Source organism: Pseudoalteromonas sp. MMG005, assembly GCF_018101015.1.
GTDB classification, from domain to species: Bacteria; Pseudomonadota; Gammaproteobacteria; order Enterobacterales; family Alteromonadaceae; genus Pseudoalteromonas; species Pseudoalteromonas aurantia.
Genome location: NZ_JAGJEK010000025.1, coordinates 72,939 through 97,486, shown reverse-complemented (window position 1 = coordinate 97,486; position 24,548 = coordinate 72,939). Strand labels below are relative to the sequence as shown.

The 24,548-nt window shown below is 40.0% G+C and carries 17 protein-coding genes; 8 read left to right on the top strand and 9 right to left on the bottom strand.

Annotated features, from left to right (window positions below; translation table 11 throughout):
- The 3 genes from J8M01_RS19195 to J8M01_RS19185 all read left to right on the top strand — a co-directional run bounded on the left by J8M01_RS19195 (position 1) and on the right by J8M01_RS19185 (position 7,599).
- Positions 1-1,530 (top strand): winged helix-turn-helix domain-containing protein, encoded by a 1,530-nt coding sequence (locus J8M01_RS19195; RefSeq protein ID WP_211058987.1) that lies wholly within the window; start codon positions 1-3, stop codon positions 1,528-1,530.
- A gap of 585 nt (positions 1,531-2,115) precedes the next feature.
- On the top strand, positions 2,116-6,279 hold the full coding sequence (locus J8M01_RS19190) for a hybrid sensor histidine kinase/response regulator (RefSeq protein WP_211058986.1): 4,164 nt from the start codon (positions 2,116-2,118) through the stop codon (positions 6,277-6,279).
- Positions 6,280-6,564: 285 nt separating this feature from the next.
- The gene (locus tag J8M01_RS19185; RefSeq protein ID WP_211058985.1) at positions 6,565-7,599 is read left to right on the top strand and encodes an AraC family transcriptional regulator; all 1,035 of its coding nucleotides are present in this window, start codon (positions 6,565-6,567) and stop codon (positions 7,597-7,599) included.
- A gap of 61 nt (positions 7,600-7,660) precedes the next feature.
- On the opposite strand, the gene J8M01_RS19180 is transcribed toward J8M01_RS19185, so the two are convergent.
- From J8M01_RS19180 to J8M01_RS19165, 4 genes are all read right to left on the bottom strand, one after another.
- A complete protein-coding gene (locus J8M01_RS19180; protein ID WP_211058984.1) occupies positions 7,661-8,509 on the bottom strand; it encodes a hypothetical protein in 849 nt (282 codons plus the stop codon).
- Between the two features lie 34 nt (positions 8,510-8,543).
- The gene (locus J8M01_RS19175; protein WP_210995556.1) at positions 8,544-9,338 is read right to left on the bottom strand and encodes a hypothetical protein; all 795 of its coding nucleotides are present in this window, start codon (positions 9,336-9,338) and stop codon (positions 8,544-8,546) included.
- A 34-nt stretch (positions 9,339-9,372) separates the two neighbouring features.
- The gene (locus J8M01_RS19170; RefSeq protein WP_211058983.1) at positions 9,373-10,197 is read right to left on the bottom strand and encodes a hypothetical protein; all 825 of its coding nucleotides are present in this window, start codon (positions 10,195-10,197) and stop codon (positions 9,373-9,375) included.
- 653 nt (positions 10,198-10,850) lie between these two features.
- Positions 10,851-11,072, bottom strand: a complete 222-nt coding sequence (locus tag J8M01_RS19165; RefSeq protein ID WP_211058982.1) for a hypothetical protein — start codon at positions 11,070-11,072, stop codon at positions 10,851-10,853.
- Between the two features lie 445 nt (positions 11,073-11,517).
- Here J8M01_RS19165 and J8M01_RS19160 point away from each other — a divergent pair, with 445 nt between their 5' ends.
- Complete coding sequence (locus J8M01_RS19160) at positions 11,518-12,507, top strand: FHA domain-containing protein (protein WP_192508227.1); 990 nt, start codon at positions 11,518-11,520, stop codon at positions 12,505-12,507.
- Positions 12,508-12,682: 175 nt separating this feature from the next.
- On the opposite strand, the gene J8M01_RS19155 is transcribed toward J8M01_RS19160, so the two are convergent.
- From J8M01_RS19155 to J8M01_RS19135, 5 genes are all read right to left on the bottom strand, one after another.
- Positions 12,683-13,912: a hypothetical protein gene (locus J8M01_RS19155; protein ID WP_211058981.1), complete on the bottom strand. Its 1,230-nt coding sequence runs from the start codon at positions 13,910-13,912 to the stop codon at positions 12,683-12,685.
- On the bottom strand, positions 13,887-15,299 hold the full coding sequence (locus J8M01_RS19150; RefSeq protein ID WP_211058980.1) for an MBOAT family protein: 1,413 nt from the start codon (positions 15,297-15,299) through the stop codon (positions 13,887-13,889). The genes J8M01_RS19155 and J8M01_RS19150 overlap by 26 nt, the downstream gene beginning before the upstream one ends.
- Before the next feature lie 200 nt (positions 15,300-15,499).
- Positions 15,500-17,059, bottom strand: coding sequence for a M56 family metallopeptidase (locus J8M01_RS19145; RefSeq protein ID WP_211058979.1), 1,560 nt, complete (start codon positions 17,057-17,059; stop codon positions 15,500-15,502).
- A gap of 42 nt (positions 17,060-17,101) precedes the next feature.
- Positions 17,102-17,482, bottom strand: a complete 381-nt coding sequence (locus tag J8M01_RS19140) for a BlaI/MecI/CopY family transcriptional regulator (RefSeq protein ID WP_210995563.1) — start codon at positions 17,480-17,482, stop codon at positions 17,102-17,104.
- Positions 17,483-17,768: 286 nt separating this feature from the next.
- A complete protein-coding gene (locus J8M01_RS19135; protein ID WP_211058978.1) occupies positions 17,769-19,037 on the bottom strand; it encodes a DEAD/DEAH box helicase in 1,269 nt (422 codons plus the stop codon).
- Between the two features lie 776 nt (positions 19,038-19,813).
- Here J8M01_RS19135 and J8M01_RS19130 point away from each other — a divergent pair.
- The 4 genes from J8M01_RS19130 to J8M01_RS19115 all read left to right on the top strand — a co-directional run bounded on the left by J8M01_RS19130 (position 19,814) and on the right by J8M01_RS19115 (position 24,442).
- Entirely contained in the window at positions 19,814-21,328 is a 1,515-nt protein-coding gene (locus J8M01_RS19130) for a S8 family peptidase (protein WP_211058977.1), read from the top strand.
- Between the two features lie 30 nt (positions 21,329-21,358).
- A complete protein-coding gene (locus J8M01_RS19125) occupies positions 21,359-22,138 on the top strand; it encodes a Hint domain-containing protein (RefSeq protein WP_210995566.1) in 780 nt (259 codons plus the stop codon).
- Positions 22,139-22,203: 65 nt separating this feature from the next.
- Entirely contained in the window at positions 22,204-22,989 is a 786-nt protein-coding gene (locus J8M01_RS19120) for a hypothetical protein (RefSeq protein WP_211058976.1), read from the top strand.
- Positions 22,982-24,442 (top strand): hypothetical protein, encoded by a 1,461-nt coding sequence (locus J8M01_RS19115; protein WP_211058975.1) that lies wholly within the window; start codon positions 22,982-22,984, stop codon positions 24,440-24,442. Before J8M01_RS19120 ends, J8M01_RS19115 begins: the two co-directional genes overlap by 8 nt.
- Positions 24,443-24,548: the final 106 nt, after the last annotated feature.

Here is a 24,548-nt window from a genome sequence, read left to right as displayed (position 1 = left end):
ATGTTAAGCTATTTTCAGGTTGGTGAGTGGTTATTTTACCCCCATAAAAATGAAATTCATTGTAAAGAAGAAGTGTTTAAGATCAGGCCTAAAACAGCCGAAGTATTTAAGGTATTACTGCAAGCTAATGGTGAGATAGTCAGTAAACATGATTTACTGCAACAAGTCTGGAACGACGTAATCGTTGAGGAGCATGTTGTTTTTCAGTCTATGACTGAATTGCGTAAAATTTTTAAGGGCACATCAACGATAAAAACACACCCACGCAAAGGGTACTCCATATCTGAAACTATCACTGAAATTGATATGCACAGTGGACGTGAAGAGCCAGCCTCTAGCATAAGGTCGCGTTTTAAATTAGACGACCATAAAAAATATTATTACTTAGCTCCCCTGATTGTTTGTTTATCTTTGTTGCTTTTATTAGCTGTAAAGTACAGCACGGGAAATCACGTTGCGAAACAGGGTTCTGTCATGGTATTACCGGTCACGAACAGAATCGAAGACTCTGAACATATGTGGGTCAAATATGGCGGTATGGATCTGTTGATTAAATACTTACAACCTCAGTTAGATGCACCAGTATTACCTACTGAAGAGGTACTTGATACATTAAAACGTGTTGATGTTAACCAAGAAGAATTTGATGAAGTAACGGTTTCAAGGTTATTTGAAGTATCAGGTGCAGAGGTTATTGTTGTGCAAGCTATGTCTGGGTACAGCGGAGATTATCAGCTTGTGTATAGTATTTATAAGAAGGGGAGTATCACGCGAGGTGCGTTATTTGCCGATAATACCAACCAGCTATACTCCGATTTATATTCACTGATACTTCATTCTATGGGGGTGAACGAGATTAGTGAGATTCAAACGTATCAGCACAACTTTGCAAATGAGATGCTTGCGAACGCGATAGATGAGATGCAATCCGATAGTTTTACAACCGCAGTGACTATGCTTCAAGCTGTGCTTGTCACTGAACCTGAGAATCTCTTAGCAAGTAGAATGCTAGTAAAGTCATTGGTTTATTTAAATAAATATGAAGAAGCTAAGCAAGCAGCCAAGCGAGGGATTGAGTATGCGATTAAAAATGATGATACGAAAAATTTAGGCAGACTCCTGTTTTGGCAGGCGTTAAGCACGACTCAGCAAAGGCAGTTCGATGAAGCTTTAGCGATTTTGTATCAAGTTAAAATTAAAAGCAAACAAACCAATGACTTACTGTACTTAGCTAATACATATAGAGTGATTGGTAAAATACACCTTCATAAGAAAAGATTCAGCCAAGCAAGAGAGGCTATCTTTGAGGCGTTAAGGTTTTATCAAACCATTCAAGAGCCGTATGGGCAATCGAGTATGCATATTGATTTGGGGGAACTGGCATTAGCTGAACAAGATTGGCAAGCAGCCATGTCATCGTTTAATACCGCGTTGGCCCTTGCAACTAAAAGTAACATAAGTCAGCTTGTTGCTATGTCAAATGAATGGATAGCGAAAACTAATGAGGCAAGAAATGACACAATAAACTAAATTGAGAGTGATTTAGGTTGTTACCTATTCTGGGACTTAGCTGGGAGTTTGTTCCTTTTTCATTTTTTGTATCTGAAAATAGCCAGCGCTTTTTTGATGCGTTTGAAATGAATAAAGAGGGTCATCATTACGTAAAGTGTTTATGAATGGGTCTCAAATTGCCACTGTGACATAGCGAGATAAGCACGCTTTAAACCATTCACGTCAAAGCTATTTAGGAAGAAGTTGATTTAAGGGCGTGCATTTAAGGATATGCATTTAAGTCATGTGTATTTCAGGTAAGTTGGCTGTCCCACATTAGACAATGGCTCAAAGGCAAGTATTGTTTAATGTGGTACTTCCTAACCTAATTCATAGCGTTACGATCCCTTTTTGAAGCATTCATAGCAAAATCAAATACTAATCAAGCAAGTGCCAAGCGAGTTGTTTAATAACTCGTGGTTCAGTGCAAGTTCACCAGCTAGCCTAAAAGCTTTATAAAATTTAATATCTTAAGGATAGAAATAGTTTACGATATAAACTAATCTAAGATTACTTGCATTTCATTTTTCATGTGATGAATTACGGCGGCTTCAAAAACTTCTTATGAATAAACAGTTCACTTTAATCCGCATCATCGTATTGCTTACAACAATAGCTTCAACGTATTGTTTTGGCCAAATCCCCATGCTTGCGAATGAATATTCTGTGAAAAAGCTCACCGCAGAAGATGGCTTTGTGTCCTCAGAAATTTATTCGATTATTCAAGATCAACAGGGGTTACTGTGGTTTGGAACCGCAGAAAATGGGGTGATGCGATATGATGGACGTAAAGTCACCCTGTTTGAGTTTGATAGTACCAGTACTAATGGATTGTCACACAATGATGCTGGCAACTTAATGCAAGATAGACATGGTAATGTATGGGTTGGTACCTGGGGCGGCGGTGCAAATCGATATGATCCACAAACGGGGCAGTTTGAGAATTTTTTGCATGATCCGAAACGCCCAGAGTCATTATCTGCAAACCGGATCCAGTCACTGTATCATGACTTAGACGATTCAATTTGGTTAGGTTCTTATGATAAAGGGTTAAATCGATACCTGGGTAACAACCAGTTTGAGCACATCGTCAAAGCCCAGCAAGGAAATTTAGGCTTGTCACATAATCGAGTCTGGGATATTGAAAATAATGACGTACATAGCTTATGGGTCGCCACAAGTTATGGTTTAAACTTGTATAATAAGACAACGCAAACCTTTCACTACTTCTTCCCGAATCCAGATAACAATACGCCCACAGGCGCTAATGAAATAAGACATATATTAAAAGCATCAAATGGGAAACTTTATGTGGGTACACAAAAAGGCCCTTTTATTTTTGAACCGACGGTAGGCCAGTTTACACAACTTGGTGTTGTGGGTGAAAGCCATTTAGGTCAAGTAAATTCAATGATTGAAGATCATGAAGGGCACATTTGGTTTGTGACGAGTAAAGGTGTGTTTAGGTTGTCACATTTGAGCCAGAAAATAGAACAGCTTGATCTTGAGCACAATAGTGGCCTACGCGTGATTTTTGAAGATAATTCGAAAACAATTTGGATCACAAATGAAGTACATGGGATATATAAACTGGTACCACATCGAAAGTTTAAATCTATTAATAGCCCAGAACTTGTTGCACCTAATGGCATTATAACGGATGACAATGGTGATTTGTTGATAGTGACGTCATCATCTGAATTATTTAAATGGCATACTTCAACACAAAAGTTAGAACCACTTACTTCTTCAATTTTTCATGCGCTTAATGGCTTTGACGAAAATCGATTATTAGAGCGACCAGTCTTATACCTCAGTGATGCCCACACATTATGGGTAGCGCAAGATGAAGGGTTGGCTAAATTTGATTTAGCAACGAAACACATAGAGTTATTAACGTACCCTGATACTGAGCCGCATCATGAAGAGTTTCGAGAAATACGGGCATTGAATGTTGATAAACACGGTAAACTTTGGATCGGTACCTATAAGAATGGTGTTTACACTTATGATATTAAGAATAAGAAATTTAGTCACTTAGATGAAAGGCTTGGCCTGTCACACCCGGAAGTTTTGGAGATATACAAAGATAACGCACACAATATGTGGGTTGGTACCGGTGAAGGTGTCAATTTGTGGCTCGAAGAGCGTCATCGTTTCCAGTCTTTCATAACTAACAAGTACAAATCAGATAGTTTATTGGGCAGTATTGTCCAAGATATACATCAGTCACGAGATGGTAATATATGGATTGCCACACAAAAAGGGCTGAATTTATATCAACCACAATCGCAGAGTTTTACCCATATAAGCACGGAACATGGGCTACCAACCACATTAATACGGGCCATTGCTGATGATAAAGAAGGTAATTTGTGGTTAACCACGAATAAAGGTGTTTCTAAGTACGCGCCGCTGACCGGTGATGTGGACAATTTCGACAGCCAAAATGGTTTACTCGGATTAAACTATTACCCTAGTAGTTTAATTAAGGGTAAAGATAATACGCTATTTACGAGTAGTCAGAGGGGAATAGAATACTTTAGTACCTTACCCCTTGAGTTGAGTCAAAGTGAGCCTAACTTGATTCTAACGGGTTTTAGTAAAATGGGGCAGTCAGCAAAGCTTGGCATGCCATACTCTTATGTAACTGACATTGAAATATCTTATCTAGATTATATTTTCTCTTTTGAGTTCTCTGTGCTCGACTTTATTTCTCCTAGTAAAAATCAATACGCTTATAAATTGGTTGGGTATGATGATAATTGGATTGAAATAGGCAATAGAAATACGGCTTCATTCACAAACTTAGATGGTGGCTCGTATCAATTTCAGGTCAAAGCAACAAACAGTAATGGTAAGTGGGGAGAAAATATTCTCTCTATTAACTTGTATGTGTCACCGCCGCCATGGCTAACGTGGTGGGCATACTGTTTATATGCACTGATACTTGCGTCAATTATTTTTGTGGTTATTTACATGCGGACCCGTTTGCAAAAAGCGGAAATTATTCGACAGAAACAGTTTGTTGTGCAACTCGAAGAGCAAGTATCAGAAAAGACGGCATCACTCGAAACACAAGCGCGCGACTTGGCCGATGCGCTACAAGAAGCGGAAGCTGCGACACAGCTAAAATCAGAGTTTTTAGCCAATATGAGCCATGAGATCAGAACACCCATGAATGGTGTTTTGGGTATGCTAGACATTTTAAAGAACACTGAATTGACCTCAGAGCAAGCCCACTCGGTCAATATAGCCAGTGCAAGTGCACACTCCTTATTGACTTTAATAAATGATATTTTGGACTTTTCAAAAATCGAAGCAGATAAACTTGAATTAGAATACATCGATTTCGATTTAAGAAAGCTCATTGAACAGCTATCGGAATCAATTGCTTTGCCCGCTCAAAAAAAAGGGGTGGAGATCATCCTAGATTTAGCCGATATCCATACGCAACACGTTAATTCTGATCCCGGTCGTATTAGGCAAATTCTCACTAACATATTAAGCAATGCGATTAAGTTTACCGAGCAAGGAGACGTTACCATTAGTGCGCAGCTTGAAGCCACGAATGATGCGGATCAATATGTATTTAAATGCCTTATTCGAGATACTGGAATAGGGATCCCCAAAGCGAAAATTTCCGCGTTATTTGATTCTTTTAGTCAGGTTGATACATCTACAACAAGAAAATATGGTGGCACGGGGCTCGGACTCAGTATCACAAAAAGGCTGTGCCAATTGCTCAATGGAGATGTGACGGCATCAAGTGAAGAGGGGCTAGGGAGCTGCTTTACCATAACATGCTTGGTGAACAAAAGTACTGTTGAAGGGAAAGAAACCCCATCGTATGAGCACCTAAACCTAAACTTACTTATTGTTGATGGAAATGCCTCTAGCATTGATGCGCTTCGCAAACAGTATGAGCAGTGGGGAGTGAAAGTGTTTCAAGCAATGAATGCAACCGATGCCATATACATGTGTAATAAACATTCTATATCTAATGATTTGGCTAAATTCGATACTGTGCTTTTCAATAACAACTTGCCTGACATGACAGGTGAACTGTTGGTGAAAGCGCTTAAAAAAGAAGAAAAGTACGCGAATTTAAAGCTGGTAATGATGACTCAGTTAGGTGAACAGTATGATACCAACGAGATAAAGAAAAGTGGGGTGAATAGTGTCTTTTCAAAACCGGCTACAGCTTTTGATTTACTTAATACCTTAGCGATTACCAATGAAGAGATCAAAGCTACTTTATCTGATGGGCACCAGAGCACACAACAAGCAACTCATGATGAGTTGACTGTCAGTGATAATGAATGGGTTAAGCGGACTCACGTACTGTTAGTCGAAGATAATAAGGTCAACCAGCTTGTTGCATTAAGAGTGTTAAGTAATATGGGGTTAATAGCCGATGTGGCTGAGAATGGGGTGGAGGCATTAAGTAAACTCAAGGAGTCAAATGATACTCGCCCTTATACCGTCATTTTGATGGATTGCCAAATGCCTGAAATGGATGGCTATGAAGCGACAAAGCATATCAGAGAAGGGCAAACGGGTCGTTATTATATGTCTATTCCAATCATTGCTATGACCGCAAACGCCATGCAAGGAGATAAGCAAAAGTGCTTAGACGCCGGTATGGACGACTATATAACGAAGCCAATAGATGCAAGCAATGTTTTGCAAGTCGTACAACATTGGGCTCATCAGATTCATGGCTGAAGCGGTGACAGGTTCAGGCTTACTTACTGGGGTTTATACTTAGTTAATTCGTTTGGCGTCTCACATTTAATGAGGGGTAAGCCATCGTGTCACTTTATAGCAATTCACTTTGTCTTAAGTTCAATTAAACGCTAGCGAACACATTCTTTTTAGTCATTAACGTATCGAGTTGGATTTGAAATGGGTATTTAAGAAATAAAAATGAGGTTTTTTTGTAGCTGAAATGTAATTTATTTTGAGGTGGGCGGTCTAGTACGGTAATAAAGTCAAATAAGGAATGTTGAAATGTTACAGATTTTTATTGAAATTACTCGTAACTTTTATGTATTAACCCTATTGTTAGGCTGCTTACTTTGCTTTTTGCTATTAACAAATAAGTCTAAAACTCAAGCGTGCAGCTTATTAAGTGTGTGGATTCTAGTTTTTACCTTAGAACTTGTACAAGTTGCATTGATTTTTTTTAATGTCGTTCAATATAAGTCATACCTCACTTTTGACCCGTTTTATGGCCCTTTGTTTTACTTGTATGCTAGATCTTTAATTCACAATACGCGGCTGTCTCATAACGACATATTTCATTTATTACCTATTTCAGCGTCTTACTTATTTATGTTTACATGGCCATTTTGTTTTGGTGTTGTGTGCGCTTTGGGCTATTCAGTGTATACGCTGATACATCTTAAACAGCCGATGTTTACGCAAGAGACTCGCAAAAACTTAATTTGGTTGCGTCGCTTGAGCCAATATCAATTGAGTACTTGGGTTATTGTTTTTGCTATGTTGTGTATCGATAATGTGTTTCCGGTGCCTTTGAGCAAATGGGTATCACTTGCCAGTTATATACCTATGAGCGTAGGCCTGTTTATTCTCACTTACCTTAACTTAACGAAACCTAATACAGTGCAACGCTTATCTTCGTTGGAGGATATAAGCAGCCCTCAAAAAAAGTTCAAATGTGCGGAGCACGTCGATTTAGTGAAAAAATTAACTTATGCGATGCAATCTGAAAAGTTGTTTTTGAATCCTCAATTGAGCCTTTCAGAACTGGCTGAGCATATTAAAATTAATAACACCGATGTATCTGCAACGCTTAATATATGCTTACAAATGAGCTTTTATGATTTTGTTAACCAATACCGCATTGATGAAGCTAAGCGGCTGTTATGTAAAAGCAGGTGTAAAATTTTGGCCGTTGCATATGACGCAGGGTTTAATAGTAAATCTAATTTCAACCGCTTATTTAAAGCGCATACGGGTGTCACGCCCAGTCAATATCGTAAACACAGTTGTGCTATTGAAAGTCCGCAGTTTGCTAATTAAAAGTACCGTTTAAGCCATACTATCTTGTATGGCTTAAACGCACTTTTAGGAGGCTCGTTATTTACTGATTAGAGAAGAAATTAGCCCCTGCTCGATAGTCGTGCTTGCCTGTAGTACTGCGCTTTAGGCCGCCAGCGACAGTGGATAGTTCACCGTTTGCTTCGTTATCTCGGCCACCAAGTACTACTGCGGCACGGGCTGTGGCTTTGTTCTGTGAGCCACCAACAACCACTGCAAGTTCACCGGAGGTTTCATTAAATTGGCCACCGCTAATAGCCGAAGCGCGCGCTTTTGCGGTATTGTGACGACCTCCAACAATACTGGCTAAATGCGCTTCGACATTATGAGATTCTCCGGCAGAAATACTGCCCCAGCTCACGCCTGCGGCAATGGTATTACCTGCGCCACCAAAAATGGTGCTGTAGTCACCATGTGCTTCATGGTATGAACCTGACAGCACTGTTGAAGCAATCCCATTGACTTGATTGAAGACACCTGCGACAACGGCAGAGCGGTTTGTTACTCGGTTATTCGCGCCTGCTATAATGGCACCCGTTGACTGGTAACTATGGCCATCTCCAATAACTAAGTTATGAGAGCCTGTATGAGAGTATGCAGGGGTGCCAGTGGAGGTATTAATAACGTTATAGCCAAGAATAAGGTTACCTAGTCCATTGGCTGAACTTGTGCCATCAGACTTTTGGTGTGTTTTATTACTGCCATTGGCTAAATGCAAGTTACATCCATTGATCACAAGCGTGTTATCTACTTTGGTCATACATTGTAAAATTGCACGTAACGCGTGCTCGCTTTGTATAGGGTCATTGCCATGGTCATGTGAGTTAGCCATTACACTGCCAGCTGTGATGCCGAGGCCAATAAGTACTGCGATTTTATGTAGGTTGAGCATAGTATTTTCCTTAAATTTTATTTATTTCGTTGCATTACTTTTCAGAAAAGAAATAACCGGCTTGATAGTTATCTCGGCCATGAACTGCGCGTTTTAGACCACCACCAATGGTCGATGTGAAGCCATTAGCTTGGTTCGCTTCTCCACCTAAGATAGCACTGAGTTCGCCTGTTGCTTTATTGTTTATCCCACCAGTAATGCTAGAGCTTGGCCCAGTTGTGCTGTTTAATGTACCGCCTAAAATGACAGAGCTTTGTCCGGTTGCGATGTTTTGCTCACCTCCGAGTACCATTGAGAAGAAATTACTCGCTGTATTTCGTTTACCGCCAGCTATGACGGCAAAGTTATGCAGGTCTGGCGTGTGGTTTTCTTGGCCACCTAAAATGACAGAGAAGAGGCCTTCTGCGGTATTTGATTCTCCTCCCCAAACGGCGCTGTGAAAGCCTTTAGCTGAGTTGAACCGGCCTGCGACAGTCACTGATTCTGCAAGAGCGTTGTTGCTATCGCCTGCGACAACTGAACCAACTGATGTGTATTGGTGAAAATCACCAACGACGAGGTTATGAGAGCCAGTTTTTTGTGCGTAAGGGCTATCTGCTCGGTTGTAGCCTAAAATGACATTGCCTTTACTATTCGTTTCATTGTTACCATGTAAGCCGTTGACGACTTGTACATCACAACCTGTGACAACCAGGGTATTATGAACTCGGTCTAAGCATGAAAGAATGTCGATCAGGGCTGTTTGTTCTGCTTCTGTAAGGGCGGCATTGGCGGCCATTGAACTGGTTGACAGTGTAATAACAGCCGCTAATTTTGATAATTTAGTCATGGATATTTTCCTTTAATGTGGTCAGTGACGGTGTTTAGTTTTTTGCGTTAAAATGGCCAGCTCTGAATTCTTGCCATTCTGTGGTTTGTCTGTCAGCACCACCTGCGATGGTAGACTGAAATCCATCAGCTGCATTGTTTTGCCCGCCCAGTACAACAGCTGCTTCTGCTGACGCTGAGTTAAATCGGCCACCCGCAATCACCACTTGTTGCTTGGTAATAACATTGTCTTCCCCCCCCAGGATATTGGCTTGTAATGCATTGACCACCTTATTGCGAACACCCCCAGAGATAGTACTGTATTGACCTCTTACCTCATTATGGTTGCCACCTAGTATCACCATATGCGCAGAGCTAAAATCAGAAATTGTATTATTATTCCCGCCAGCAATGCCGCTTAGTACGCCTTTAACGACGTTACCTAGACCGCCTGCGATGGTGCTTCGCTGGTAATGAGCGTGATCGATCGTGCCCGACGCTCCAGTGGCAAAACTTGCATCGCTTGACACTAAATTGTTTCTGCCAGCGATAAATGAGCCGTTACCTGTATAAGTATGGCCGTGTCCTAAAATGAGGTTATGTGAACCGCTGGCCTGCGGTGATGGGGCTGAAGGGGCCGTTGCGCCATTGTTATACCCGATAATGAGGTTACCTGTACCGTTACCGGTATTGGTATCACCAGAACCATTTACAATTTGCAAGTTACAGCCATGTATATGGATGGTGTCATTGGATTGCGACATACAGCCTAAAATTGCATCTAATTTGCTTTGCTGATCGGGCGTTAAATGATCTGCACTGGCATTAAGTGATGCAAAAGCAAGTCCTGCAAAAACTGTATATTTAGTAAACTTAGTCATATCTATTATTCCTGTCGTTCCTTTAGAAAGTACTCATCAATTATGCTTATTCGCTCAGTTAATGAGGCCATGTTGTATCGATGTGAAAACGTATTCTCGTTAACACCGGAATAAATTTAACGAAAAGATAAAGCATTGACGCCCAAATAAATTGGATAAGACCCTTTAATTTAATAGACTTTCAATGTATTGATTTTATTTATTATATTTTTTCATTACGGAGAGGTTAAAGTAGGTAAGACTTTACTTGAGACGTTTTTGGATTTTATTTAGCAAAAAAAGTGGAGTAGGTTTGAGTATGTTGACCTGTTAACGTTGCAAATGAAATCATCAGTAATGAAATAGTGGGGTAGTGGAGACTTTTTAAATATTGTCCATCTTAAATACGCAAAGGGCTCGATATTTGTTAGCTTTGTGTCAATACGAGTAAGCCAATATCATAGAGTGCGGTTGAATCGAAGGCCTTATAGTTACAACACGGGCTATAGTGACTGAGGGCTACTCTATGATTTGGAAGCTGAGAATACAGCACCTGAGTCGTACGAATCACTGCAAGTCGGAAATATTTTTACTGAGGTTGCTTTGCCAAGCATTAAATACTTTGTCATTGCTATTACGTGCAGCGTTACCGCGTGTTGCACGGGGGCGTCTGGTCAGTGGGTATTTTTGATTCCTCTTGATATCCGGTCATTGCCACTGCCAGGTGGTATGGCGTCACTTGAGTTGCCGTCAAAAGTTAAATCATGACAGCCGCCGGTTTGAATGGTGTTTTTGCCATTTGTACCGTATACCGTCATATTTGAGCGCTTGCCCGCTAATAGGCTGAAAGATAAATATTTCATATGTTGATTTGATAGTGTTTCTTCAATTGTCATGGCACTTCTATTAATACCGTCAGAACATAAGCTCCAAAACATTGCGTGAGAATGTGAGCTAATACACATCAAAGTTAAAGTTGGCATAGTGAGCGAATGTTTATCTAGCATGCTTATTATATTTATGATGGATTGAATACGAGTGTAAGGTAAGGCGTAACTGTGCAAGCAATATCTATATCAATACATATTGGTAATATCGAAAACACATGGACATTATCGGTTTGGGGTAATAATATCCTCGACCGCCAAAACGAGCAGTGTGACATTTGGTGTAACCGACGCCTCTATTGATATTTTCAGAGTTTTGAGTATGGCTTAGAGATTTAATTTCCAAGTTATGATTGTATTATTGTGATGTTGGCTGGCAGCTTGTTAAGATCAATTTAAATGATAAGGCTTTGTTTTTTTTTATTGAATACTTTCTATTTTCAAAGGGGGGGCTATGGCGTATTTGTTATCAAATCTGGATAGTACTAAGCTGTATTTAAAAGCATTTCACTGTATAGGCCGGCTGCATCAGTCAGTTGATAGCTGTGTAGATCATCCTGAGATATCAAGAATGCATGCGATTATTGAATGGCTTGATGAAAAGTGGTGGATTCGAGATGTGAGTAAGAATGGCGTATGGATAAATGATCTCAAGATTAACTCTAAGCAACCACAGCAATTGCAACTCAATGATACAGTCTGTTTAGCCAATGTTTCCGGCGCGACGTTTAAGGTCGCAAATTTAAGCAGCCCACAGGATGTTTTAATTCCGTTTTACGATGAAATTGAGCAAACGAATACAGTAGATGAAGAGTTGTTTTTACACCAATATCATCTATTACCGTCACAAGAGAGCCCCGATGTTGTTATTTATTATGATAATGTCGCTAAGCAATGGTGGTGTGAAAATATTGCTGATATGCAAAGTCGGCCAATCAGGGATGGTGAGCAGCTCAACATTGGTAGTACGAGTTGGCAATTGTTGCAAATAGTTAATAGGAGCACCGAAGAGACCGTTGATATAAGTGATGAGTCAGGGAAAAGTTTGAGTTTTGTTTTTCAAATAAGCCAAGATGAAGAAATGACAGAACTCAAAGTATACTGTGATGAAGAGGTTATTGATTTGGATGTTCGCAGTCACCATTATTTATCAGCTTTACTTGTAAGGTATAAGGCGGATATGGAGAAAAAAGGCATTTTACAAGGATGGGTGTCAATTGAAAGGTTATCGAGAGATCTCGGCATGGGTGAGAATCATGTCAATATCCAAATCCATCGAGCTCGAAAACAATTTGCTGATGCAGTGTCTTGTTTAGGCATAGAAGTACCTTTATTTATCGAAAGAAAAAAAGGGCATGTACGATTTTTTTCAGATAGATTTAAAATATTTAAAGGCAGTAAATTGGAGTTCAGTACTGATAGCCTCAAGCATTTATCATTGTAATATATATGAATTGAATTTTTACGGTAAATAATAGAAGTACTACGATCAGTCATGATTTGTGATGGTTTAACAAACACAGATAAATAAATGAGGGCTATTACCTTCGCTCATGGGAAAGGTATTTTAAAGGCGGCTAAGAGACTGACTCACTTGAGTGAGTCTCTTTTTAATTAGATTATAGACTCTTGGCATATTCCTTCACTAAAAAGTCTGTATAGGCAATATCACCACGGTAACGGGATAGGTGTGTGGTGTCTCTGAACATATCAGGTGTGACCGCGTTAATATCTTGATGATTTTTGATTGTAATACCAGTAGCCTGTTCTATTTGCTGAATTGCTTGAACTAAGCGTTGTTTGCCTGCTGCCGAATAAGTAATATAACGACTGTTTTTTGGCAGCATGACCACCTCAACAGTATTTGAAAAACGCTGAAAGTTTTTCACAATGTTAATAAAGCTTGTAATTAAGCGCGGCTCAAAATGCATGTCTTCAATGTCAGTGGTACGAATACGACTGAGCCGGTCATTTTTCATCTGGGCGTCAGTTTGTGTAACTGCATAATACTTATCAAATACTTCAAGAGTGTGGGCTGCACGCTCTTCAGGAATAGTGCCAGCGCCTTGCCAGGGGTAATACCACTCTTCACCTTGGTAATTAGGATATTCTTTCTTAAATAATGTATTTAACTCACGACCTAATTTGCGACGTTCTAGGGTAACTTTCTCATTATCTTGAAAAACATCTCTTCTATATGGTGGAAATATTTCTCGCGCATAGTAGCTGGTGATCATCTCAGCAGAGACATGATTACGAATATACTTAATGTTGTATAAATGCACCCCACGAGTTAGGTCCTCACGTAATATGCGCCATAGTTCATCATTGTTGGCCAGCATTGTAATGTAGGAGTCAACAGTAAATTGAGCTCGATCCCATCGAGTAGTCGTAGCTTGAAAGGGGTTAAACTCAATGAGTGCCAGTTTTAATTGCCTATTTTTAGTGACAAATTGTTCAGCAATACGTCTTGAAAGTAAATCTTGGTAATAGGGGTTTAAGCCGCCAAAGCCAAAATTAAAAGAAGTGATGTTTTTCCCCATATTTTTTAAATCACGGTCAAACTTTCGGGGCGAGAAGCCAGCTCTTACCATAGAGGAGCCATAAAACATAACGAGATCATTTGGCTCGGCAATAATGTTTGGAAGGGCTGCTTTTGCCTGTAATACTCGGCCTAAAATTCCTTGTTGATTTGCGCCGTTAGCATCCAGTAATACGCGTACTAACCCCATAGCTGTTACCATAACTAACGTGATAGCTAAGGTTATTTTCATAAAAACACGTCGGCTTTGTACGGGGGTGCCGATGTTTGAGTTATCTTGATCAGAATTGGAAGTAGATAAATTCATTACTCGGTTCTCCTATTAATAAACACAGGGCTTGACCCACAATGATAACAAACCAAAATAGCCCGTTCTTGTTCTCTAATTTGTTAGCTGATTTAATAACATAGTGGTCCATAACATGAACCAGTAAAACCCATACCGCGGTTAGTGCGAAAATAAGCCACGCATGTGCGCCAAGTTCCGTTGCACTACCGATGGTGTGTAAATTACCAATAATGGTTACAGCACTGTGCATATCAGGCGCCCTAAAAAATACCCAACCAAGTAGAATTAAGTAAAAAGTGACGGCCCATTTAACCAAACGAGTCGTTAACCGATTACTGTGATTAAAGCGAGTGAATAAAGGTTGGCTGGCTAAGTAATGGGTTAAGGTAATAATTGCGCCATGAAATGCGCCCCATGCCACGAAAGTCCACGCTGCTCCATGCCATAAACCACCAAGCAACATGGTGATAAATATATTGCGAGTGCGTTGGTTATATCGGTTACCACCCAGAGAAATATATAAGTAATCTTTGAGCCAACTTGATAACGAAATATGCCAGCGTCGCCAAAAATCCACAGGCGAAAGGGCAAAGTAAGGCACCCTAAAATTAAGGGGGACGTTAAAACCGAGTAAGATGGCAAGGCCAATTGCCATATCGGTATAGCCTGAGAAGTCACCGTAAATCTGCCCCGCAAAGGCAAGTACTCCGGTCCACATCTCTAGTGTGCTTAAAGATTCCTGGGCAGCAAATGCTTTGTCTGCGGGGATTGCGAGAATGTCAGCCCCAGTTTTTTTAATTAAGCCAACAGTGATGAGCAAAAAACCATGCTTTGCTTCGCCCCATTTGGGCAGAGAAATTTTGTGCATTTGTGGCAAGATATGCTTAGCTCTGAGGATTGGACCTGCAACGAGTTGTGGAAAAAATGATAAAGCAGCGATGAACTCAACTAAGCCTTTACGCGGTTTTAAGTCCCCTCGATACACATCAATAGTGTAACTTAAGCTTTGGAAAGTATAGAAAGAAATACCAACAGGGAGCACCCATGACAGTGTTTCCAATGATGCGTTGTAGCCAATACTGGATAAGAGTGCAGCGACAGATTCGATGGCAAAATCAGCATATTTGAAGACCGCTAAAATGCCCAAATTAATGGTCACTGAAAGCATTAGCCAGCGTTTTTTATTTTTTTTGTCAAGCGAATTAGCCATAGCTTGGGCAATGAAGTAGTCGGCAATACCGCTACCAACGAGCAAAGGGATGAAGCTATAATTCCATGCGCCGTAAAAAACTAAACTGCTAATAAGAAGACAATAAAGTTTGGGGGTTTGTTTTAAAAACACAAAGCCATAAAATAAGATGAAAATACAAAAAAACCAGAAAAATAACGGGGTGTTAAAAATCATACAGACCTCCATTTTGTTGCATCTGGTTAAGACTATTTAAGAGGAAATACATACGAGTCTCTTTTTTTAGAGACGAGTCTGCTGAACCCAAGCATAAGTTAGGAAAAGAATTCTCGTCTTTAGATTTAATTGGGTGCTAAGTCAGCTCAGTATTTGAGTGACATACTGGGTATATGCTAGTGGTAAAATAACGTCCCTCGTTATTTGATGGCACCTTGGTCAATCAGGTAATCAGTGATCTTTTGATCACGAGACATATTCAATGGGCTTCGGATTTTATTCCCATCGGACATACCCGTTTTAACGGATAAGTTCACATCGGCACCTTGGCTAACGAGTAAGCGAGTCATTTCAAAAAAACCTCTTCGAGTGGCATTAATTAAAGGCGTTTCGTCGCGTCGTACAACGGCATTGATATTTGCACCGTTATCAATTAAGAGTTGAGCAAGATGAAGGTTGTTGGTCATCGCTGCATTAATGAGAGGGTTGCCGTCGCCATTTGATGATTGATCTACGTTGGCACCTAATTTAATTAATGCTTGCACCATTGCTTCATTGTTTTGCTTCACGGCAATAATGAGTGCCGTACCATCACCAATCGCAGGAATGTTAATATCAACGCCTTGATTTTGTAGGTGTTGAATTTGTGTAATATCGTTGCGCATAACGGCCGCAATTAATTGCTCACCTTCGGTCGGGGGCAGCAATGAATAATGTAAGGCGTTTTGTCGCGTATCACTAATACTCACCTGCGGGACAAATGCTTGTGATACCTTAATGGTTGATGCTGATACAACAAAGCAAACCGCTAAAATACTGATGATGTTAGGTATCTTCATTTTTTTACTTTGAAGTACAGCATTAACACGGTTGTTGAGTTCTTTTTTTTGGTTAAATAATCCCATAGCTAATATGCTCCTGTTTTGGGTTATCATTAATTTTGCGCAATCAATCAGAGATTGTGCATATTGTTTGTCGTTATTGAGTTGCTTTACCGCACGTAAATCACACGCAAGCTCTCGGTCAATGTGAATGCGATTGTTTAATATGCGAATGACAGGACTCCACCAAAAAGCGATGGCAATAAACTCTTGAAGATAGTTAAACCATATATCATTACGTTGAATATGTGCTAGCTCATGTAAAATGATAGGGGTGAGCTGCTCAGTTGATAATTGAGTCACAATGTTTTTAGGGATAATGATTTTTGGCTTTATTAAGCCCACAACCATAGGTGAAGCAGCTTGTTTTGAGCTGTAGAGTTTAACCCGCGTGTTGGTGATTAAGTTACACACGTGAGCATGTTCGATGCCTTGACATGTTTTGAGCAATCGACGCGTGCGTATAAAAGACTGTAATACCGAAACGCTGCGCCATATACATCCCACTAGCCACACACAGACCAATAACGTTAGTATCGTACTGAATTGAAAGACAATCTCACTGGGCATATGCCACAGTGATTGATGAGTACTTGTTGGCACCGTGACGTCGTAATTGTGTAAAAGAGTGATAGGGTTAGGGTCTGCATTTATGGTTGAGTGTTCATCGATAATTTTGTTGTCAAATAATGAGCTGGTGGACAGTAAAGTAATAGGCACAATGGTGGAAGTAATAAAAGCACTCATTAATACCCAACTGCGCATTTCTGCGCTAGAGCGCAATACTTTATTTAGTATGAATAAAATGCAGATTAACACGCTACCAATGATAACGTGGTGCAACGCTAACGTGGTTAATAGAGTATATTGCGCTATCATCTGAAAGTCCTTTGATTAGCTGTAAATTGAACGAAAAGCGGATTAATCGTCGGCGCGATCAATATGTTTTTGTAACTCGGCCAAATCATCTAATTCGATATCAGTTTCCTGTATTAAATGCTGAGCGAGTACTTCAGGCGAGCCCCCAAAAAACTTGTTTAACAAGGATGTCAGAGCACCCTTTCTTGCTTCTTTTTGAGTAATTTTAGGTGTATAGATAAATGCCTTTCCTTCTTTTCGAAAGTCGACATAATCTTTGTCTGCTAAGATTTTACACATGGTTTGTACAGTCGTATAAGCGGTTGCTTTTTCTTCACTGAGTGCTGCAGTGATTTCACGTACTGAGGCTTGCTCTTTGTGCCACAGAATTTCCATGATGCTTTGCTCACTGTCGGTAAGCTGGGTTGATTTTTTGCGGGCCATTTTGTTTCCTACTAATTAATTAGTTTTAAGTACTATAGCGATAGCCTAAAAGATTATCAACTAATTAATTAGTTTTTATCTTAAGAAGAAAAATAAGAATGGCTGAAGAAGAGATTTTTAACAATGTGTAATAAGCGCTCAGTAGGAGTGAGATAAAAGACGATTTAGGTACAATAAACCCATACTGGTGTAAGCCAATATGAGTTTATGAAAGTGAGATTAACACTATTTACTATAAGGTTTTGAAGGACGTTGAATACATTAAAGCTTATAGAATAACGGCGTATTACTTTCTGCGCTTACGGCTCGATGTGGTATTTGAGCGGCTGTTACGGCCTGAGAATTTACCATTGCGGCGAGGCGTAGGGTCAGCTTCGAAATTACCGTATTCATCATCGTCATATTTGACGACGGTGGCTTTTTTAGTAGGTGCAAATCCAGGAATAACTTCTTGGCTAAACGTTCGATTAATCATACGTTCAATGACGAGCAGTTGTTTTGTTTCACTGGTACTCACCAATGAAATTGCGAGCCCTTTGGTACCCGCACGACCAGTACGGCCGATACGATGTACATAGTCTTCAGCAATATCAGGGAGCTCAAAGTTAATGACGCAAGGAAGTTGGTCAATATCAATGCCACGAGAGGCAATATCGGTCGCGACTAGGACTTTAATTTTACCACTTTTAAACCCCTCTAATGCATGAGTTCGAGCATGTTGTGTTCTATTTGCATGAATAGATGCGGCGGGAATGTTCGCATGTTCTAATTGCGAGACTAACTCATCAGCCCCTTTTTTGGTGCGACTAAAAACTAAGACTTGACGCCAGTTGTTCGTTTTTATCAGGTGGATCAGTATTTCACTTTTTCGTGCTTTATCGACAGGGTGTACTTTTTGCCTAATTGTATCTATGGTGCTATTTACAACACTTACTTCAATAAGTTGGGGGTCATTTAACATGCTACTAGCGAGTGTTTTGATTTCTTGTGAAAAGGTGGCGGAAAACATCAGAGTTTGCCGCTTTTTTGGCAATAAAGAAACAATGTGCGAAATGTCTTCAATGAACCCTAAATCTAACATGCGGTCAGCTTCATCTAATACCAATACTTCGAGTTGTGCAAAATTAATGGCTTTTTGGTTGTATAAATCAATCAAACGGCCAGGTGTGGCAACAAGGATGTCTAACCCAGCTTGAAGTGCAGCAATTTGAGGTTCAATCCTGACCCCTCCAAATACCGCTGCAGAACGCAAATTCACGTGGCTACTGTAATTCTCGACGCTATTGGCGACTTGTGCGGCAAGCTCACGGGTTGGGGTAATGATCAACGCACGGACATGATTTGCTTGCACTGGGGAGCCATCAGATAAGCGTTGTATAACGGGTAACGTGAATCCAGCGGTTTTCCCCGTGCCAGTTTGTGCTACTGCCATAACGTCACTCAAATTAAGTACTGCAGGAATAGCCTTTTGTTGTATTGGTGACGGGGTTGTATAGCCTTGTGCAGAAATAGCTGTGAGCAACTCGGTGCACAAGCCTAAAGAGCTAAATGACATAGCGATAAATTCCTTGAACTGAGTAAGGTGTCAGTTGGTTAGTAGAGTAGCAATGGATACAAGAAGCAAAGCGGGTGTGGAGCCTCCTCGAAATAAACGTGAGAAGCATACGACCAAGTTACCCTTTTGACATTTTTGTTATGCTAAATGACCTTAAAATTAAGCGTAAATCTTTTGTGCTTTGCACAGAACTTGTGACGAAGTATCAGCGTTATGATAGCGGATCATAACGTGTTCCAACAGCCATTTTTAGTAACTTATAAACTAGCAACACCTGTTTTTGCTTATTGCGTTACGACTGATGGGCAAAGTGCACTTGCATGACTGCTAAAAATGAATGTTCTAGTCTGCAATTAAGTACTCACATCAATATGTCTTCAAAATGCAACAAGTGGTCTAAGTAATAAATTATTCAACAATGTCCCTGTATTGATTGTTATATTATTTTTATATTCAAATTAATTTGTTTTGCGCATTAATGCTCATTGTGGCTTTAATTTGTTGGGTTATTGGCTTTTACTATTTTTTACTTAGGAAAAAAGGATGTGATGGTGAAAAAATTCTTACTTTATTATGTTGAATTTATTAATTAAATAAAAACAGTGTTACTTTTTTGTTTGTTTTGTGTTTATTTTTATTTTTTTATCTGTCAGGATTTTATTGCACCTCATTTAGGGAGCATGTGGATTGTCTCTGAAGTTTGTAGTAGCGATTATTACTATTTGTTCGGAGGGGTGTAATTAACATATATCTAACAATCACAATAAGGATAAATCATGAATAAATGGAAACTTACGCCTATCGCGCTGAGCCTGCTAACAGGTACCGTGTTTTCTGCTCAAGCAGCGGAGTTTTATAGCAATGCTGAAGGAACTAAGGCGATTGAACAGAGTTATATTGTTGTTTATAAAGTGCCACAAGTGGTTATTAACAGTGATAAACAAGCAAAGTCAGAATTTACAGCCAAAGTTACCGATAGACTCAGCGCTGAAATAGGTGTTGAAGTCCAACGCGAATATTCAGCAAGTTTATCTGGTGTGTCAGTTATCGCCAATCCAGACCAATTAGTTAAATTGCTAGCCCACCCTGATGTTGATTTTGTAGAGCAAAATGCGGTTGTTTCTGTACAGCCAATTAAGTCAGATTTTTCGATGTTACAAAATAACCCTGTTTGGGGTTTAGATCGTATTGACCAAAGAGCTTTACCATTAAATAACAAATATGAAGCGCCAAACCAAGGTTCAGGTGTGACCGCATATGTTATCGATACTGGTATATTGAATAGTCACGCTGAATTTGGTGGTCGTGCCAGCAGTGGGTATGACTTCGTTGATAATGATGGCAATGCATCTGATTGTAATGGCCATGGAACGCACGTTGCCGGCACAATCGGTGGCTCCGCTTATGGTGTGGCAAAAAATGTAAACCTAGTTGGCGTTCGAGTGTTGAATTGTCAAGGCTCAGGTACTTATGCAGGTGTTATTGCAGGTATTGATTGGGTTGCTAACAATGCCAATGGACCGTCTGTCGCTAATATGAGTTTGGGCGGTGGTAAATCGCAAGCAGTTAATAACGCTGTAACAAGTGCTGTTAATAAAGGGATTGCATTTGTTGTTGCTGCGGGAAATGAAAACTCTGATGCATGTGGGCGTTCCCCTGCAAGCACACCTGTGGCAATCACGGTTGCATCTTCTACTTCGAGCGACCGTCGTTCAGGGTTCTCAAACTATGGTAAGTGTATTGACGTATTTGGGCCTGGGTCTTCGATAAAATCGGCTTGGATAGGATCAAACAGCGCAACCCGTACAATTAGTGGTACATCAATGGCTGCACCACATGTAGCTGGTGTTGCTGCTTTGCAGTTAGCTAATGACCCTTCATTAAGCCCAGCTCAAATAGACAACGCTTTATCTTCTGGTGCAACGCCAAATGTGATCGGTGACGTAAAAGGTTCACCTAACAAGTTGGTATACGCCAAGCTAGATGGTGATGATGGCGGCTTGGTTAAAGTTATTAGTGGCGCTAAAAATGAAGATAAAGTATTCACTTATGATGTTCCAGCGGGTACATCACGGTTAAATGTCACTCTGTCTGGCGGTACGGGTGATGCAGATCTATATCTTAAGCATGGTATTGCACCTTGGCCGCTAGATAACGACTGCGCATCAGAAAATCCAGATACTTCAAACGAATCATGTGTAATTAGTAACCCTAAAGCGGGCACATGGTATATATCCGCATATGGTTACTCTGCGTTTAACAACGTAACTCTTAAAGTAAATCATCAATAAAATTAGTTAATAGTTAAAAAGGAACTGAACATGAAAGTACTATCTTTATTTTTTGCTGCCATAGTGAGTTTGTTTGCATTCAATGCGAGTGCAACGATGGATTTAGCCGCATACTCTAACCGTGCTCAAGTTGATGCGGGTATAGCTGGGCGTTGTGTATATCAACCAATTTCTCAAAGCGAGTGTCACATGAGAATTGATTGGGCTGTTGATAATGGCAAGATTTCTCGTCGCGCCGCTGATTGGGGTAAAGCAAATGGCTTCTATCCAATCATTGACTTTTTTAGCCAAAATATTGCAGCAGTATGTAAGTGTGGTTGTTTTGAGCAAGATACACTTATTCGTGTATTGAAGGATGGTTCAATTCAAGATATTCGTGCAAAAGAGCTAGATAACTCATTTGGCCTTGTTGCGTTATCAGGCGAAGCGACTTTAAACGATTTAGGTACAGACTCGTTTGAAATGAAAACTCGTACTAAGGGTCCTGAAACTCCAGCTTTATATGTATTTACATTTGAAGATGGCAACGAGCTAAAAGTAACTCAGCATCACGGTATGTTGTTAGGTGACGGTACTATGATTTCTGCAAAAAATGTTAAAGCTGGTCAAACTATGCTAAATGCACAGGGAACTGAGCTTGAAGTAACATCAATCACTCGTGAGTTCACCAAGCATGATGTTTACAACTTTGAGACAAATGGCGACGCTAAAGCAAGCCACATCATTGTTGCAAATGGCATGTTTGTAGGTGACCTTACTTGGCAGAATCAGCTTCACGCTGACCTTGGTAAAGTAATTATTCGTAAGTAACCTTCTAAAGGTAAAGGGAACACAGGTTTCCTTTACCTTCCGTTACATTTATCTGGAGGTTTAGGATGGGTACAAAAAGGATTATTCTATCGGCAGCATCGATTTCAGTGTTCGTTGGAGCCGTATTTTATTATATGGTCGATGTTGAGCATAGTGAACTAAGTAAAAAAAATGATAATGCAGTACAATCTTTAATAACAACAAATACAGCCAAGCTTGAGCAGATTGGCGCAAAAATTAGCGACAAAATCGATGCTGAAATGCCTTTACCAAAAAGTGGTGAAGTTAATACAAAAGAGCGTATGTTAATTGCTTTTGAACGTATGCAAATGTCTGTTGGAAAATTTAATTCATCTGCTTTTATGAAAGCTGAATTACAAGAGCTGTTAAAAGATTCTAATACCGTCGACATTGCAAAAAATACCCTGCTGAATTTAGAAAGCGCGAAGCAGAACTTTGGTGAAGAGCAAGCTTTAGCCCGAGTCTATTCAATCAAACTGCTTGAAGAATTGGCAAATCAGGGGGAACCGTACCAACTATATGATACCACAGTTAAGTTGGCTGAAGTACTTGACCAGCAAGCCTTAGATAATCAAGAATTTCTGAAACGCCAAGATTTAGACTTAGAAGAGCTGGTGCATGCTTCGATTAATACGTTTGAAGAAGCACAGGTACTTGACCATCCTGAAACAGTGATGACTGAGCTCGGCTACAGTGATGAGCAACATGATCGGGTACGGAAGATATATGCAAATATTTTTGGCTCAGTTTTTCTAAGAAACTCTAGTATTGATGAGTCTATCGCGCGCGTACAAGCATTATTTAACAAACAAGGATCTAGTAATGGTTAAGTTATCAATAGTGAGTGCATTGATGTTCGGCACTTCTTCACTGCCAGCTCTTTCATTTTCTCATCCAACTAAAGTATTCAGTGATGAGTATGTAACGCAAACAGTTGACTGGATATCGCAAGAGGGTATTCAGTGCGGTCAAAATACGCATGCCATGTGCGATACGACCCATGTTGAGTTCAATGATGGCGCACATGATCCAGCACGCGTTGATAGCCGTCAAACGGTATTAGTCTTGGACTCAGGCATGGATTTGGCAAGTGTCTTAAGGTATCGCAGTCGGATCAAGGCACATTATAGTTATGATGTGTCATCACAGACATTTGTTGAGAGTAATCCAAGTGTTGCTATCTCCAAGTTGGGTAAGAAGTTATTGACTGAGTTAGATCAATTTCAATATACAGATTTCAATACTCAACAGCAGAAGCCTGGTTTTTTGGCTTCAGCATGGTTAAGAGATTTAGCGCTCGCATATGGTGCTGCAGCGCCTGCGGATACAGCTGATCATGTGACTGGAGTGACACATTTTAGTCATGGCTCTAAAGTGCTTGGTTATTTGGCTCAGCATAACCCTAGAGCGGAATTTGTATTAATTGATACAGCGAGCTTTTTACCGCTTTTGCAACATACATCACTGGTGTGTGATAAAGATCATGATGCGCTTTCATCTTATATGCAAACTGCTGCAAGCTCGTTACGAACAGACGTGATAGATGAGCATGGTGTTGAGTATGTCAATTATTCTGGCGGTTTTACACGTTCACATGTACAACAAGCGTGGCAGCAAAATGAGTGTTCCGGTAGTTTGTCAGACTCTCGTGCGAAAAAATTGTTGGAGTCTTTGAAGCCGGTTTATCAAACTTTGTTTGAGTCACCCAAGACACTGGGAATTCAATCAGGAAAAAGGGACACGAGCAGTAATGCTGACGCATTAGATGTTATCGAATATGTGAATAGAATTCGAGTTCAGCCTTACACAACCGAAACCTTCGATACTAATGTTTCTGTGTATGGCGACTCTGGTTGGCAACACGTGTTCGATAAATTTAAAAGTGAATTCGATGGTAATCAAAGCATAGATATGTACGTCAACTTTGGTTATGGTCGTGTTAATTTTTTTCAGCGAAATCAAACGCCTAAAATGACTTCTGATATGTTTGGCATGCAGTATGCTCCCGACTGGGCTTTATTGTCTTCGTCTTGGGCAGCGCCTGTTGTTACTTCACATGCAATCAATACACAGAGTAAAGTTTATGAGGTCAACCCTCATGCCGTATTTTCACCTAATTTGCTGAAAAATCAATTGATTTCATACAATTGTTATAACTATGGTGGTTATTACTCTTGGAGTTTGTACCAATTTATTCGAAACGGTTCGAATCAATGCAGAATTCAAGACCCCCTTAAGCATCGCTCAGATGAATTGAACCGGCTGGGATATTTAGCTCAGTAACAATAAATAACAATTGTTACATTTTATTATTTCAGGTGTTAATATATATTATTCGTAGCTGATCATTTTCAGTTACGAATAATTCATGAAAATTTGTCTATCACTG

Excerpts from the sequence above, each read along its gene's own strand:
- J8M01_RS19170 (WP_211058983.1), bottom strand. The coding sequence starts at position 10,197 with ATGACTAAGTTTACTAAATATACAGTTTTTGCAGGACTTGCTTTTGCA.
- J8M01_RS19145 (WP_211058979.1), bottom strand. The coding sequence starts at position 17,059 with ATGATAGCGCAATATACTCTATTAACCACGTTAGCGTTGCACCACGTT.
- J8M01_RS19190 (WP_211058986.1), top strand. The coding sequence starts at position 2,116 with ATGAATAAACAGTTCACTTTAATCCGCATCATCGTATTGCTTACAACA.
- J8M01_RS19120 (WP_211058976.1), top strand. The coding sequence starts at position 22,204 with ATGGGTACAAAAAGGATTATTCTATCGGCAGCATCGATTTCAGTGTTC.
- J8M01_RS19175 (WP_210995556.1), bottom strand. The coding sequence starts at position 9,338 with ATGACTAAATTATCAAAATTAGCGGCTGTTATTACACTGTCAACCAGT.
- J8M01_RS19195 (WP_211058987.1), top strand. The coding sequence starts at position 1 with ATGTTAAGCTATTTTCAGGTTGGTGAGTGGTTATTTTACCCCCATAAA.
- J8M01_RS19165 (WP_211058982.1), bottom strand. The coding sequence starts at position 11,072 with ATGACAATTGAAGAAACACTATCAAATCAACATATGAAATATTTATCT.
- J8M01_RS19135 (WP_211058978.1), bottom strand. The coding sequence starts at position 19,037 with ATGTCATTTAGCTCTTTAGGCTTGTGCACCGAGTTGCTCACAGCTATT.
- J8M01_RS19155 (WP_211058981.1), bottom strand. The coding sequence starts at position 13,912 with ATGAATTTATCTACTTCCAATTCTGATCAAGATAACTCAAACATCGGC.
- J8M01_RS19185 (WP_211058985.1), top strand. The coding sequence starts at position 6,565 with ATGTTACAGATTTTTATTGAAATTACTCGTAACTTTTATGTATTAACC.
- J8M01_RS19160 (WP_192508227.1), top strand. The coding sequence starts at position 11,518 with ATGGCGTATTTGTTATCAAATCTGGATAGTACTAAGCTGTATTTAAAA.
- J8M01_RS19150 (WP_211058980.1), bottom strand. The coding sequence starts at position 15,299 with ATGATTTTTAACACCCCGTTATTTTTCTGGTTTTTTTGTATTTTCATC.
- J8M01_RS19180 (WP_211058984.1), bottom strand. The coding sequence starts at position 8,509 with ATGCTCAACCTACATAAAATCGCAGTACTTATTGGCCTCGGCATCACA.
- J8M01_RS19125 (WP_210995566.1), top strand. The coding sequence starts at position 21,359 with ATGAAAGTACTATCTTTATTTTTTGCTGCCATAGTGAGTTTGTTTGCA.
- J8M01_RS19115 (WP_211058975.1), top strand. The coding sequence starts at position 22,982 with ATGGTTAAGTTATCAATAGTGAGTGCATTGATGTTCGGCACTTCTTCA.
- J8M01_RS19130 (WP_211058977.1), top strand. The coding sequence starts at position 19,814 with ATGAATAAATGGAAACTTACGCCTATCGCGCTGAGCCTGCTAACAGGT.
- J8M01_RS19140 (WP_210995563.1), bottom strand. The coding sequence starts at position 17,482 with ATGGCCCGCAAAAAATCAACCCAGCTTACCGACAGTGAGCAAAGCATC.